This is a genomic window from Pseudomonas citronellolis (assembly GCF_900112375.1).
GTDB classification, from domain to species: Bacteria; Pseudomonadota; Gammaproteobacteria; order Pseudomonadales; family Pseudomonadaceae; genus Pseudomonas; species Pseudomonas citronellolis.
The window spans coordinates 194631-209099 of the sequence record NZ_FOLS01000003.1 but is presented as its reverse complement, the minus strand read 5'-3'; the positions used below and the strand labels follow the sequence as shown (position 1 = coordinate 209099).

Genomic DNA, 14469 nt, shown 5'->3' with positions numbered 1-14469 from the left:
GCCCTGCATAGTTTCAGGCGACACGCCCCACAAGGACGTGCCTCGATGACAACCACAACAAACTGAGGTCAGCATGCGCAAGAATGCCGTCATCCGCTCCATGATCGCCGCTGGGTTGATCGCCAGCGCTCCCTTCGCCCACGCCGCCGGCAACCTGGTGTTCTGCTCCGAGGGCAGCCCGGCGGGCTTCGACCCCGGCCAGTACACCACCGGTACCGATTTCGACGCCGCCGCCGAGACGGTATTCAACCGCCTCACCCAGTTCGAGCGCGGCGGCACCCAGGTGATCCCCGGCCTGGCCGAGAAGTGGGACGTTTCCGATGACGGCAAGACCTACACCTTCCACCTGCGCCACGGCGTGAAGTTCCACACCACCGACTACTTCAAGCCCAGCCGCGAATTCAACGCCGACGACGTGCTGTTCACCTTCGAGCGCATGCTCGACAAGAACCACCCGTTCCGTAAGGCCTACCCCACCGAATTCCCCTACTTCACCGACATGGGCATGGACGCCAACATCGCCAAGGTGGAGAAGGTCGACGACTACACCGTCAGGTTCGTCCTCAACGAGGTCGACGCCGCGTTCATCCAGAACCTGGCCATGAGCTTCGCCTCCATCCAGTCCGCCGAATACGCCGACCAGTTGCTCAAGCAGAACCGCGCCAGCGACATCAACCAGAAGCCGATCGGCACCGGGCCCTTCGTGTTCAGCCGCTACCAGAAGGACGCGATGATCCGCTTCAAGGCCAACAAGGACTACTGGGTGCCCGGCGAGGTGAAGATCGACAACCTGATCTTCGCCATCAACACCGACGCCTCGGTGCGCATGCAGAAGCTCAAGGCCAACGAGTGCCAGATCACCCTGTTCCCGCGCCCGGCGGACCTGGAGTCGCTGAAGAAGGACGCCAACCTGAACATGCCTTCGCAGCCGGGCTTCAACCTCGGCTACATCGCCTACAACGTGCTGCACAAGCCGCTGGACAAGCTGGAAGTGCGCGAGGCGCTGGACATGGCGGTGAACAAGAAGGCCATCATCGACGCCGTCTACCAGGGCGCCGGCCAGCTCGCCGTGAACGGCATGCCGCCGACCCAGTGGTCCTACGACGACAGCATCAAGGACGCCGGCTACGACCCGGAGAAGGCCAAGGAACTGCTGAAGAAAGCCGGCGTGCCCGAAGGTACCGAGATCACCCTGTGGGCCATGCCCGTGCAGCGCCCGTACAACCCCAACGCCAAGTTGATGGCCGAGATGCTCCAGGCCGACTGGGCGAAGGTCGGCATCAAGGCGAAGATCGTCACCTACGAATGGGGCGAGTACATCAAGCGCGCCAAGGCCGGCGAGCACGACGCCATGCTGATCGGCTGGAGCGGCGACAACGGCGACCCGGACAACTGGCTGGGCACCCTGTACAGCTGCGACGCGGTCAACGGCAACAACTTCTCCAAGTGGTGCGACCAGCCCTACGACAAGCTGATCAAGGAAGCCAAGCGCACCCCCGACCAGGCCAAGCGCACCGAGCTGTACAAGCAGGCCCAGCACATCCTCAAGGAACAGGTGCCGATCACCCCGATCGCCCACTCCACCGTGTACCAGCCGATGCGCAAGACGGTCGAGGACTTCAAGATCAGCCCCTTCGCGCTCAACTCCTTCTACGGCGTGGGCGTCGGCAAGTAAGGCCCGCGGCGGCCGCGAGGCGGCCGTCACGCCATGCTGCGCTGGCTACAGCCGCTTGCCGATAGACGACCGGGCCGCCCCACGTGGGCGGCCCTGGCGTTGCTGTTCGCCGCCGCGCCGACGCTGGCCCGGCCCCTGGTGGTATGCACCGAGGGCAGCCCGGAAGGCTTCGACATCACCCAGTACACCGCCGCCACCACCGCCGACGCCACGGCGGAGACGGTGTACGAACGCCTGGTGCAGTTCGCCCCCGGCAGTACGAAGGTGATCCCCGCGCTGGCGCAAAGCTGGGACATCAGCGCCGACGGCCTGGCCTACACCTTCCACCTACGCCCGGGCGTGAAGTTCCAGCGCACCGACTACTTCACTCCTACCCGCACCTTCAACGCCGACGACGTGCTGTGGAGCTTCCAGCGCCAGCTCGACCCGGCGCACCCGTGGAACAAGCTGGCCCCGCGCGGCTTCCCCTATGCCCAGTCGATGGGCCTGCCGGGGTTGATCGAGCGCGTCGAGAAAGTCGACGACCTGACCGTGCGCTTCACCCTGCGCCACCCCGAGGCGCCCTTCCTCGCCGACCTGGCCATGGGCTTCGCCTCCATCTATTCAGCCGAATACGCCGACCTGCTGCTGGCGGCCGGCAAGCCCGAGCAACTGAACAACCTGCCCCTGGGCACCGGCCCCTTCGTCTTCCAGCGCTACCAGAAGGACGCCCAGGTGCGCTTCGCCGCCAACCCCGACTACTGGGGCGGCACGCCGAAGATCGAGCGCCTGCTGCTGGCGATCACCCCCGACCCCAGCGTGCGCCTCCAGAAACTGCGCGCCGGCGATTGCCAGGTGGCGGTGTACCCGCGGCCTACGGACATCCCCGAGCTGCGCAGGGACCCGCGCCTGAAGGTGGAGGAACTGGACTCCCTGCTGGTCGCCTACGTCGCCATCAACACCCGGCACAAGCCGCTGGACGACGTGCGCGTGCGCCAGGCCATCAACCTCGCCTTCGACCGCGACGCCTACCGCAAGGCGCAGTTCGGCGAGGGTGGCGCCAGCCCGGCGGTGGCGCCCTACCCGCCGACGCTGTGGGGTTCGGACCCGGACCTGAAGGGCTGGCCGCGCGACCTCGAACGGGCCCGCCAGCTGCTGGCCGAGGCCGGCGTGCAGCCCGGGCAGAAGCTCAGCATCTGGACCCGCCCCGGCGGCGGCCCGGCCAACCCCAACCCCGGCATAGGCGCGCAGATGCTGCAGAACGACCTGGGCAAGCTGGGCATCCGCGCCGACATCCGCGTCTACGAATGGGGCGAACTGATCCGCCGCGCCAAGCACGGCGAGCACGACCTGGTGTTCATGGGCTGGGTGGGCGACAACGGCGACCCGGACAACTTCCTCACCCCCAACCTGTCCTGCGCCGCCGCGCAGAGCGGCGAGAACATGGCCGGCTGGTGCAACGCCCAGTTCGACGACCTGCTGCGCCAGGCCCGCGCCAGCACAGACCAGGACGCCCGCGCCGCGCTGTACCGCCAGGCCCTGGCGATCTTCCAGCGCGAAGCGCCCTGGATAGCCCTGGCCTACCCGAAGCAGTTCGTGGTGCTGAGCCCCAGGGTGAAGGGCTTCACCCTCAGCCCGCTGGGCTCGAACAACTTCACCCACGTCGAACTGGGGCCCTGAGCCCGTATTTCCCGTCTCCTGTAGGAGCGAGCTTGCTCGCGAACCGCATGGCACCGCCTTTGTTCGCGAGCAAGCTCGCTCCTACGAGAAACCGTACCCACCGGCTAAGGAGCGGACCTTGTCCGCGATAGCCGAAACCACCGGCGCGATTCGCGGATGAGATCCGCTTACGCTGCCCCACCCACGCCGCTCCCATGTTAGGAGCGCGCCCTGCGCGCGAAATCGCGGGCAGGGCCCGCTCCTACAGGTGGGCGCCAAGATTCCCACCACGCTGCCTCCAAAAATACCGCGAAGCCTCTATTCCGGGCATCGGCGAGAAGCGGCGTAGTGAAGCACCAGGCATTTTTTCATTGTCGCGGCCGCCAGGCATGGCTTAGCTTCCCCCCTGAAGGTCCGGCAGCCCCGGCCCCCACACCTTCCACGGCACGGCAGACCCGCCGCTGCCGCCCCTGCGCCCGCCCCATCCGCTGCGGGCAGCCACGAGCCAGGCCCGACCGGCCAGGCTCTTCCAACAATCATCCCACCGCACTCGCTTCCCGCCTTGCAGCCGGCCACCGGCCGTTCCCGGCGCGCGCCCAGGTGCCCGCCGTTGCGCACAGCACTAGAAACGAGGAGCAATCAGATGACCAATCCACACATCCGCCCCACCACCATCGGCCTGGCGCTGCTCGCCGGCGTCACCGGCCAGGCCTGGGCGGCCGAAGAGGACGACAGGCAGCGGGGGCAGGCCGCCGCCAAGGGCTTCATCGAAGGCCAGAGCCTGACCCTGAGCACCCGCAACTTCGCCTCCCATGAGCAGAAGCACGGCCGCTTCATCTTCAAGATCCCCAAGGGCGACGGCTACGAGCCCACCCACAGCCGGCGCACCTGGGTGCAGGGCAGCATCCTGCAGTACAGCTCCGGCTACACCCGGGGCACCGTCGGCTTCGGCCTCGACGTCGGCGCCTTCCATGCCCTCAACCTGGAGCGCGGCAAGGGCGTGGTCGCCAGCGGCAGCAACCGCACCCTGACCGACAGCGACGGTCGGCCGCTGGACGAGTGGTCCAAGCTGGGCGTGGCCAACCTGCGCCTGCAGCTGTCCAACAGCGAACTGCGCGCCGGCCGCTTCCAGGTCGAGACGCCGGTACTGGCCACCATCGACAACCGCGCCCTGCCCTCCACCTTCCGCGGCGTCGGCCTGACCAGCAGCGAACTCACCGGGCTCAGGCTGCAGGCCGGCAGCTTCGATCGCGTCAGCCCGCGCACCGGGGCCGGCGACGAGAAACTCACCACCACCTACGGCGACCGCAAGGCCAGGGGCGACCGCTACAGCTACCTCGGCGGGACCTACCGCGCGGCGCCCAACCTCAGCCTCAGCGCCTACGGCGGCGAGTTCGAGGACATCTGGCGGCAGTACTACCTGGGCTTCTCCCACGACCTCGGCGACCCCGACGTGCTGGCCCTGCACACCCGCTTCGACGGCTACAGCACCCGCGATGCCGGCAGCCGCAAGGCCGGCTACATCGACAACGATACCTGGAGCCTGGCCTTCACCCTCGCCCGCGGCGCCCATAGACTGATGGCGGGCTGGCAGCAGGTCGATGGCGACGAGTACTTCGACTACGTCAACGAGACCGCGGCCATCTACCTGGTCAACTACCTGCAATCCGACTACAACGGCCCCAACGAGAAGTCCGCCCAGCTGGCCTACGGCACCGACTGGGCCCGCTACGGCATACCGGGGCTGAGCAGCACGTTGTGGTACGCCAAGGGCTGGGGCATCGACGGCACCCGCTACGACGGCGACCGCAACGGCGCCCACGGCAGCTACGCCGAGGTGCGCAAGCAGGATGGCGAAAGGCATCGCGAACTGGGCATGACGCTCGCCTACAAGATCCAGGACGGCCCGCTCAAGAGCAGCAGCATCAAGCTGACCTACCGGCGCCACCGGGCCAGCCAGAACCAGGCCGACGGCAGCATCGACGACGTGCGCCTGATCACCACCCTGCCCTTCAACCTGCTGTAGTCCCCACCCCGGCGCCGCCCCGCCAGAGGCGGCGCCGGGCAGGTACGCGCCCTCCATCGCCCCCGCGCCTACCTTCGACGAGTACCCCGTCGCCCGAATGCAATCCCCTGAATATTCGGAATTTTCCGTTTTTCGCAGCGCGGCCGAATCCGCCTTGATCGCCCTTCCCGCCCCCACTTAGCTTCGGCCCCTCACAGGGGCCGGGGCGTCCATCAGGCACACCCCGGACGCCGGTACCGTCATCGGCATAGCCCCTCCAACAAGAAAAACAAGAAGGGAGCAACAGCCAATGATCCAGCAGCACATCCGCCCCACGGCCCTGGGCCTGTCCCTCGGCGCCTGCCTGTTCAGCCAGGCCTGGGCCGCCGAGGACGACCGCCGCGAGGCCCGCGGCCAGGCCGGTGCCAAAGGTTTCGTCGAAGGCCAGAGCCTGAGCCTGCGCACCCGCAACTTCGCCGCCCTGGAGCAGGCCCAGGACAGCAACGGCTTCCGCATCCCCAAGGAAGACGGTTCGGAGTTCACCCACAACCGCCGCACCTGGGTGCAGGGCACCCTGCTCAAGTACAGCTCCGGCTACACCCGGGGCACCGTCGGCTTCGGCCTGGACGTGGCCGGCTACCATGCCCTCAGCCTGGAGCGCGGCAAAGGCGTGATCGCCGGCGGCGGCGGCAACCGTACCCTGACCGACAGCGACGGCAACGCGGTGGACGAATGGTCCAAGCTGGGCATCGCCAACCTGCGCCTGCGCATCTCCAGCACCGAACTCAGGGGCGGCCGCTTCCAGGTCGACACGCCGGTGTTCAACAGCCACGACAACCGCGTCCTGCCCGCCAGCTTCGACGGCTTCGCCCTGCTCAGCGAGGAACTGCCGGGCCTGGCGCTGCAGGCCGGCAGCTTCACCCGCGCCAGCCCCCGCGCCGGCGCCGGCGAGGAAGACCTGACCACCGAATACGGCACCCGCCTGGCCAAGGGCGACCGCTACAGCTACCTCGGCGGCAGCTACAAGGCCCCCGGCGGCCTGTCGGCGACACTCTACGGCGGGCATTTCGAGGACATCTGGAACCAGTACTACCTGGGCCTGGGCCACAGCATGGGCGACCCGCAGAAGCTCGCCCTGCGGACCCGCGCCAACCTCTACAGCACCCGCGACACCGGCCGCCGCGCCGCCGGCTACATCGACAACGACACCTGGAGCCTGGACTTCACCCTCAGCCGCGGCGCCCATTCGCTGATGTTCGGCTGGCAGCAGGTCGAAGGCGACGAGTACTTCGACTACGTGCACGAGACCAAGGCCATCCACCTGAGCAACGTGGCCTTCGCCGACTACAACGGGCCCAACGAGAAATCCGCGCAGCTGCGCTACAACACCGACTGGGCGGCCTACGGCGTGCCGGGGCTGAGCACCTCGGTGTGGTACGTCAAGGGCTGGGACATCGACGGCACGGGCTACACCGGCGACCGCAACGGCGCCTACGGCAACTACGCGAAGGGCCGCGAGCAGGACGGCGAGAAGCACCGCGAACTGGGCCTGTCGGCCGCCTACGTGGTGCAGAACGGGGCGCTCAAACGCAGCCACTTCCGCCTCATGTACGTCAGCCACCGCGCCAGCCAGAAGCAGAGCAACGGCAGCGTCGACGAGCTGCGGCTGGTCAGCACCTTTCCCTTCGAGTTGCTCTAGTAGCCGTGCAACATTGCAGGCTGTACCGAGGTGCTCGCTCCTACGAAAAGCTGTGCTCGCCTGCAAGGAGCGGACCTTGTCCGCGATAGCCGGACGTCCCGGCGCGGTTCGCGGATGAGATCCGCTCCTACGCTGCCCCACCCGCACCAGTCCCCTGTAGGAGCGCGCCCTGCGCGCGAATCGCAGGCAGGGCCTGCTCCTACAGGTCGCCGGGCAGCGCGGTATTTCTCCCGTAGGAGCGGACCTTGTCCGCGATAGCCGAACGCCCCGGCGCGATCACGGATGAAATCCTGCGCCGCCATCCCCCTGTAGGAGCGCGCCCTGCGCGCGAATCGCGGGTGGGGCCTGCTCCTACAGGTTGCCGGACAGCGCGGCATTTCTCCCGTAGGAGCGGACCTTGTCCGCGATAGCCGAACGCCCCGGCGCGATCACGGATGAAATCCTGCGCCGCCATCCCCCTGTAGGAGCGCGCCCTGCGCGCGAATCGCGGGCAGGGCCCGTTCCTACAATGCCCTCCGGTGCGCTAGGCCCTACCCCGCCAGACCGAACGGATCGTCGATGGAATGGCTCGGCCGGGTGAACCAGCGCGGGCCTTCGGCGCTCATGTAGAAGTGGTCTTCCAGGCGGATGCCGAACTCGCCGGGCACGCAGATCATCGGTTCGTTGCTGAAGCACATGCCGGCCTCCAGCGGGGTTTCGTCGCCGCGCACCAGGTAGGGGCCTTCGTGTATGTCGAGGCCGATGCCGTGGCCGGTGCGGTGCGGCAGGCCGGGCAAGGCGTAGTCCGGGCCCAGGCCGCCGGCCTCCAGGCAGCGCCGCGCGGCGGCGTCCACCGCCTGGCAGGGCGCACCCGGCACGGCGGCGGCGAAGGCGGCCAGTTGCGCGGCCTTCTCCAGGTTCCACAGGCTGCGCTGGCGCTCGCTGGGCGTGCCGAATACGTAGCTGCGGGTGATGTCCGAGTTGTAGCCGTGCAACTGGCAGCCGGTGTCGATCAGCACCATGTCGCCTTCGCGCAGCGGGCGCGGCTCGCGCACGCCGTGGGGGAAGGCGCTGTCCTCGCCGAACAGCACGATGCAGAAGGTCGAGCCGGGCGCGCCGACGCGGCGGTGCGCGGCTTCGATGAAGCGCACCACCTCGGTGGTGGTGATGCCTTCGCGGAGGATGCTGGCGGTGGCCTTGTGCACTTCCAGGGTCATGTCCTTGGCGCGCTGCATCAGCGCCAGCTCGGCGGCCGACTTGCGCTGCCGTCCATGGTCGACGACGGCGCTCGCATCCACCAGGCGCAGCGAACCGACGACTTCGCGCAAGCGCTCGACCATGCCGAACGGCAGGCTCGGGCACAGGCCGAGGCGGGCGTTGGCCGGCACGCCCAGCTCCACCAGCATGTCCAGCAGCAGGCGGTAGGGGCTCTGGTGTTCCTGCCAGGTGCGGATCGCCCCGGGCAGCACCTGGAAGTCGCGCACCGTGCCCTCCTCGAAGGCCGGGGCGAGGTACTGCGGCTCGCCCTCGGCGGGCACCAGCAGGCCGACCAGGCGTTCGCTGGGGTTCCATTTCACCCCGCTGAAATAGCGCAGGTAGCTGCCGGCATCGACGAATGCCGCGGCCATGCCCTGCTCGCGCAGGCGCGCCTGCAGGCCGGCCACGCGGGCCCGGTATTCGTCCAGCCCGATCGGCCCGACGCCACCGCTCATATCGTGCAGCCCCGCCAGAGCCTGCTCGGGACTACTGCCCCCAACGCCCAACGTCATCGCCAACTCCCATCCTGAAAATTCCGGCGAAATTTAAGCACTACTTAAAATCATTGCCAAACGAATTTTAAGCACCACTTAAAATCACAACAAAAGCCCTCTTCGCAAGCCAACCTTTCCGGCCCTCCTCCTCCGCCTTCCTTCGCCGGTATACTGCCGGCATCCTCCAAGAGCCCAGCCAATGACCGTCGATCGAATCGGAGAGCGCCTGCGTCGCTATCGGCGCGCCGCGAAGAAGACCCTCAACCAGGTGGCCAGCGAATCCGGTCTCACCGCCAGCTTCCTGTCCCAGGCCGAACGCAACCTCACCGGGGTTTCCATCTCGTCCCTGGCCAGCATCGCCAAGTCCCTGGGGGGGCCGCTCAACGAACTGTTCGACCAGCCGCAGCAACCGCAGCCGGACACCCACCAGGGCGAGCGCGTGCGCTATGCCATCGAGGGCCAGCCGCTGGGCTACGAGCGCCTGTCCAGTTCCTTCCCCGGCAACCAGCTCAACGCGGTGAAGATGAACATGCCGGTCGGCTACCAGTCCGAGCTGATTGCCCACGAGGGCGCGGAATTCGCCTACGTGCTCAGCGGCAGCATCGTCTACACCATCGACGGCCGCAGCTACCCCCTGGGCCCCGGCGACTCGGTGCACTTCGACGCCGGCAAGCCCCACTGCCTGCGCAACGCCGGCGGGGAAACCGCCGAGGTGCTGACCGTCACCACCATGCCGTTGTTCGGCGAGCATCCGGGTACCTGAGACATTCCCTAGGTATTAGGACTCTTCTGATTTTTGCAGTAGCACTGAATTTAAGTTGACCTTAATTTCAGCCTGACTTAACTTCGCGTTCGACGTTCGCCGGCTACCCCGGCGGCATCCGACCATCGCCCACGGGGGAGCGGTGGCGCCCGAGCCGGCACAGGCCCATCAGGCCCACGCCCGGTTCCCTCAGAAAAAGAACAACGAGGTTAGGCATGCGTATGAAGCGTCGTAACTCCATGCATTCACTGGTCGCCGGCGGCCTGCTGCTGGCCAGCTCGGCGAGCTTCGCCGGCAACACCCTGGTGTACTGCTCCGAAGGCAGCCCGGCCGGCTTCGACCCGGGCCAGTACACCACCGGCACCGACTACGACGCCACGTCGGAAACCCTGTTCAACCGCCTGGTGCAGTTCGAGCGCGGCGGCACCGAGGCCGTGCCGGCCCTGGCCGAAAGCTGGGAGACCAGCGCCGACGGCAAGGCCTGGACCTTCCACCTGCGCCACGGCGTGAAGTTCCATACCACCGACTACTTCAAGCCCAGCCGCGAGTTCAACGCCGACGACGTGGTCTTCACCTTCGAGCGCATGCTCGACAAGGACCAGCCGTTCCGCAAGGCCTACCCCACCGAATTCCCCTACTTCACCGACATGGGCCTGGACCGCAACATCGCCAGGGTGGAGAAGCTCGACGACTACAGCGTCCGCTTCGTCCTCAACGAGGTCGACGCCGCCTTCATCCAGAACCTGGCCATGAGCTTCGCGGCCATCCAGTCCGCCGAGTACGCCGGCCAGTTGCTCGCCCGGGGCAAGGCCAGCGAGATCAACCAGAAGCCCATCGGCACCGGGCCCTTCGTGCTCAGCCGCTACCAGAAGGACGCGCTGATCCGCTTCAAGGGCAACAAGGACTACTGGAAGCCCGAGGACGTGCGCCTGGACAACCTGATCTTCGCCATCAACACCGACGCCTCGGTGCGCATGCAGAAGCTCAAGGCCGGCGAATGCCAGATCAGCCTCAACCCGCGCCCGGCGGACCTGGCCTCGCTGAAGCAGGACGCGAACCTGAACATGCCCTCGCAGCCGGGCTTCAACCTCGGCTACATCGCCTACAACGTCACCCACAAGCCGCTGGACCGCGTCGAGGTGCGCCAGGCGCTGGACATGGCGGTGAACAAGCAGGCGATCATCGACGCCATCTACCAGGGCGCCGGCCAGCTGGCGGTGAACGCCATGCCGCCGACGCAGTGGTCCTATGACGAATCCATCAAGGGCCAGGCCTACGATCCGGCGAAGGCCCGGGAACTGCTGAAGCAGGCCGGCATCGCCGAAGGCACCGAGATCACCCTCTGGGCCATGCCGGTGCAACGCCCGTACAACCCCAATGCCAAGCTGATGGCCGAGATGATCCAGGCCGACTGGGCCAAGGTCGGCATCAAGGCGAGGATCGTCAGCTACGAGTGGGGCGAGTACATCAAGCGCGCCCACGCCGGCGAGCACGATGCCGCCCTGTTCGGCTGGACCGGCGACAACGGCGACCCGGACAACTGGCTGGGCACCCTCTACGGCTGCGACGCAGTCAACGGCAACAACATCTCCAAGTGGTGCGACGCGGCCTACGACAAGCTGGTCAAGCAGGCCAAGGCCACCACCGACCACGCCCAGCGCGTCGCCCTCTACCAGCAGGCCCAGCAACTGCTCGCCCAGCAGTTGCCCATCAGCCCCATCGCCCACTCCACGGTGTACCAGCCCATGCGCAAGTCGGTGCAGGGCTTCCTCATCAGCCCCTTCGGGCGCAACACCTTCTACGGCGTGAGCAACCAGCCCTAGCCGAGGCTTTCGGCCCGCCGACCCGGCGCAGACCGGGCGGCCCTTCGTTTCGCCACTGCCCCACACCCCGCGCGCCCGCCCAGGCAGGCGCGGCGGGATGCGTTTGCCGTCTCGAACAACAACGAAGAAGAAAAAGGAGCAATCCATGCAGTGTCCCTACCTCAAACCCGCTGTACTGGGCCTGGCGATCGGCGCCGGGCTGCTCGGCCAGGCCCAGGCCGCCGAGGACGATGCGAACAAGGGCCAGGCCGGCGCCAGCGGCTTCATCGAGGGCCAGAAACTGACCCTGAGCACGCGCAACTTCTTTTCCCGCGAGCAGATGCACGACAGCTTCGGCTTCCGCATTCCCAAGGAAGGCGGCTCGGAATTCACCCACAGCCGCCGCGCCTGGGTGCAGGGCACCATCCTGCAGTACAGCTCCGGCTACACCCAGGGCACCGTCGGCTTCGGCCTCGACGTGGCCGGCTTCAACGCCATCAACCTGGAGCGCGGCAAGGGCGTGATCGGCGGCGGCGGCAACCGCACCCTGGCCCACAGCGACGGCGAGGCGGTGGACGAGTGGTCGAAGCTGGGCATCGCCAACCTGCGCCTGCGCGTCTCCAACACCGAGCTCAAGGCCGGGCGCTTCCAGGTGGAGACGCCGGTGTTCAACAGCATCGACAACCGCGCCCTGCCGTCGAGCTTCAACGGCGTCGGCCTGCTCAGCGAGGAACTGGCCGGCCTCTCGCTGCAGGCCGGCAGCTTCACCCGCGCCAGCCCGCGCACCGGGGCGGGCGACGAGGACTTCACCACCGAGTACGGCACGCGCCAGGTCAAGGGCGACCGCTACAGCTACCTCGGCGGCACCTACAAGGTCGCCGACAACCTCTCGGTGAGCGCCTACGGCGGGCATTTCGAGGACGTCTGGAACCAGTACTACCTCGGCCTCTCCCACGACCTGGGCGACGCCCAGAGCCTGGCCCTGAATACCAGCTTCAACCTCTACAGCACCCGCGACACCGGCAACCGCGAGGCCGGCTACATCGACAACGACACCTGGAGCCTGGCCTTCACCCTCAGCCATGGCGCCCACAGCCTGATGCTCGGCTGGCAGCAGGTCGACGGCAACGAGTACTTCGACTACGTGCACGAGACCTCGGCCATCTACCTGGCCAACTCGCTGCTGTCGGACTACAACGGTCCCAACGAAAAGTCCGTGCAGCTGCGCTACGGCACCGACTTCGCGCCCTACGGCGTGCCCGGCCTGAGCACCGCGGTGTGGTACGCCAAGGGCTGGGACATCGACGGCACCCACTACGACGGCGATCGCAACGGCGCCTACGGCAACTACGCCGAGGTCCGCGGCCAGGACGGCGAGAAGCACCACGAACTGGGCCTGATGGGCACCTACGTGGTCCAGGACGGCCCGCTCAAGCGCAGCAAGTTCCGCCTGATGTACATGAAGCACCTGGCCAGCCAGAACCAGGTCGACGGCAGCGTCGACGAGGTCCGCCTGGTCAGCACCTTCCCCTTCGACCTGCTGTAGGAGAACCCGCATGATCCCGCGCTACCTGCCCCTGCTCCTGGCGCTCGGCGCCGGCCCCGCGCTGGCGCAGAACCTGGTGGTGTGCACCGAGGCCAGCCCGGAGGGTTTCGACATCGTCCAGTACACCGGCGCGGTCACCGCCGACGCCGCCGCCGAGACGGTGTTCAGCCGCCTGGTGGCGTTCCGCCCGGGCACCACCGAGGTCGTGCCGGCCCTGGCGCAGCGCTGGGAGGCCAGCCCCGACGGGCTGGCCTACACCTTCCACCTGCGCCCGGGGGTGAAGTTCCACAGCACCGAGTACTTCAAGCCCAGCCGCACGCTGAACGCCGACGACGTGCTCTGGAGCTTCCAGCGCGCCCTGGACCCGCAGCACCCCTGGCACGCCTCGGCGCCGCGCGGCTACGCCTACTTCGAGGCCATGGGCATGGGCGAGCTGATCAAGTCGGTGGACAAACTCGACGAGCTGACTGTGCGCTTCACCCTCAACCACCCGGAAGCGCCCTTCCTCGCCGACATGGCCATGGGCTTCGCCTCCATCTACTCGGCCGAATATGGCGACCAGCTGCTCAAGGCCGGCAAGCAGGAACAGCTCAACGCCCAGCCCATCGGCACCGGCCCCTTCGTCTTCAGCCGCTACGCCCGCGACGCCCAGGTGCGCTACAAGGCCAACCCGGACTACTTCGGCGGCAAGCCGGCCATCGACAACCTGGTGTTCGCCATCACCCTCGACCCCAACGTGCGCATGCAGAAGCTGCGCCGCGGCGAATGCCAGGTGGCGCTCTACCCGAAACCGGCCGACGTGCCGCAACTGCAGAAGGAAGCGGGCCTGGCGGTGGACAGCACCGACGCCCTGCTGACCACCTACGTGGCCCTCAATACCCAGCACAAGCCGCTGGACGATGCGCGGGTGCGCCAGGCCATCAACCTGGCCATCGACAAGCCGGCGTTGCTGGAGGCGGTGTTCGGCCCCGGCGCGGCGACGCCGGCGATCAACCCCTACCCGGCGACGCTGCTCGGCTACAACCGGCAGCTCCAGGACTGGCCGCACGACCCCGAGCGCGCCCGGGCCCTGCTCAAGGAAGCCGGGGTGGACGACGGCCTGAAGCTGACGCTATTCATCCGCAACGGCAGCTCGCCGACCATCCCCAACCCGGCGCTGGCGGCACAGATGATGCAGGCGGACCTGGCCAAGGTCGGCATCGCGCTGCAGATCCGCTCGCTGGAATGGGGCGAGCTGCTCAAGCGCTCCAAGGCCGGCGAGCACGACCTCTCGCTGCTCGGCTGGGCCGGCGACAACGGCGACCCGGACAACTTCCTCAGCCCCAACCTCAGCTGCGCGGCGGCCAGGTCCGGGGAAAACCAGGCGCGCTGGTGCGATGCGGCCTTCGAATCACTGATCCAGCAGGCCCGGCGCACCGACGAGCGGTCGAAACGGCAGGAACTTTATGAAAAGGCGACAAAGATATTCCACGAACAGGCCCCCTGGATTCCCCTGGCGCATCCTAAGCTGTTCAATGTGCGCCGCAGCAATATCGAGGGCTACACCATCAGCCCGCTGAGCAATAACAACTTCGCCGAGGTGCGGCTTTCCGATATCCGGGTGAAGTGACA

Annotated in this window: 9 protein-coding genes; 8 read left to right on the top strand and 1 reads right to left on the bottom strand. The window is 67.5% G+C overall.

Annotation, left to right across the window (positions count from 1 at the left end):
• Positions 1-73: 73 nt before the first annotated feature.
• The 4 genes from BM060_RS04395 (at position 74) to BM060_RS04380 (ending at position 7017) form a co-directional block, all read left to right on the top strand.
• Positions 74-1675 carry an ABC transporter substrate-binding protein gene (locus tag BM060_RS04395; protein ID WP_074977622.1) on the top strand — a complete coding sequence of 534 codons (1602 nt, stop codon included), beginning with the start codon at positions 74-76 and terminating at the stop codon, positions 1673-1675.
• Positions 1676-1708: 33 nt separating this feature from the next.
• Entirely contained in the window at positions 1709-3334 is a 1626-nt protein-coding gene (locus tag BM060_RS04390; RefSeq protein ID WP_074977620.1) for an ABC transporter substrate-binding protein, read from the top strand.
• A 622-nt stretch (positions 3335-3956) separates the two neighbouring features.
• Positions 3957-5339: an OprD family outer membrane porin gene (locus BM060_RS04385; protein WP_074977617.1), complete on the top strand. Its 1383-nt coding sequence runs from the start codon at positions 3957-3959 to the stop codon at positions 5337-5339.
• Positions 5340-5628: 289 nt separating this feature from the next.
• Positions 5629-7017: an OprD family outer membrane porin gene (locus BM060_RS04380; protein WP_074977615.1), complete on the top strand. Its 1389-nt coding sequence runs from the start codon at positions 5629-5631 to the stop codon at positions 7015-7017.
• Between the two features lie 530 nt (positions 7018-7547).
• Here BM060_RS04380 and BM060_RS04375 read toward each other — a convergent pair.
• Positions 7548-8765, bottom strand: a complete 1218-nt coding sequence (locus BM060_RS04375) for a M24 family metallopeptidase (RefSeq protein ID WP_074977613.1) — start codon at positions 8763-8765, stop codon at positions 7548-7550.
• Between the two features lie 181 nt (positions 8766-8946).
• Between BM060_RS04375 and BM060_RS04370 the strand changes: the two genes are divergently transcribed.
• The 4 genes from BM060_RS04370 (at position 8947) to BM060_RS04355 (ending at position 14467) form a co-directional block, all read left to right on the top strand.
• Complete coding sequence (locus tag BM060_RS04370; RefSeq protein ID WP_074977610.1) at positions 8947-9510, top strand: helix-turn-helix domain-containing protein; 564 nt, start codon at positions 8947-8949, stop codon at positions 9508-9510.
• 221 nt (positions 9511-9731) lie between these two features.
• Entirely contained in the window at positions 9732-11333 is a 1602-nt protein-coding gene (locus BM060_RS04365) for an ABC transporter substrate-binding protein (protein ID WP_074977828.1), read from the top strand.
• A gap of 145 nt (positions 11334-11478) precedes the next feature.
• Entirely contained in the window at positions 11479-12858 is a 1380-nt protein-coding gene (locus tag BM060_RS04360) for an OprD family porin (RefSeq protein WP_074977608.1), read from the top strand.
• 10 nt (positions 12859-12868) lie between these two features.
• Positions 12869-14467 (top strand): ABC transporter substrate-binding protein, encoded by a 1599-nt coding sequence (locus BM060_RS04355; protein WP_074977605.1) that lies wholly within the window; start codon positions 12869-12871, stop codon positions 14465-14467.
• Positions 14468-14469: the final 2 nt, after the last annotated feature.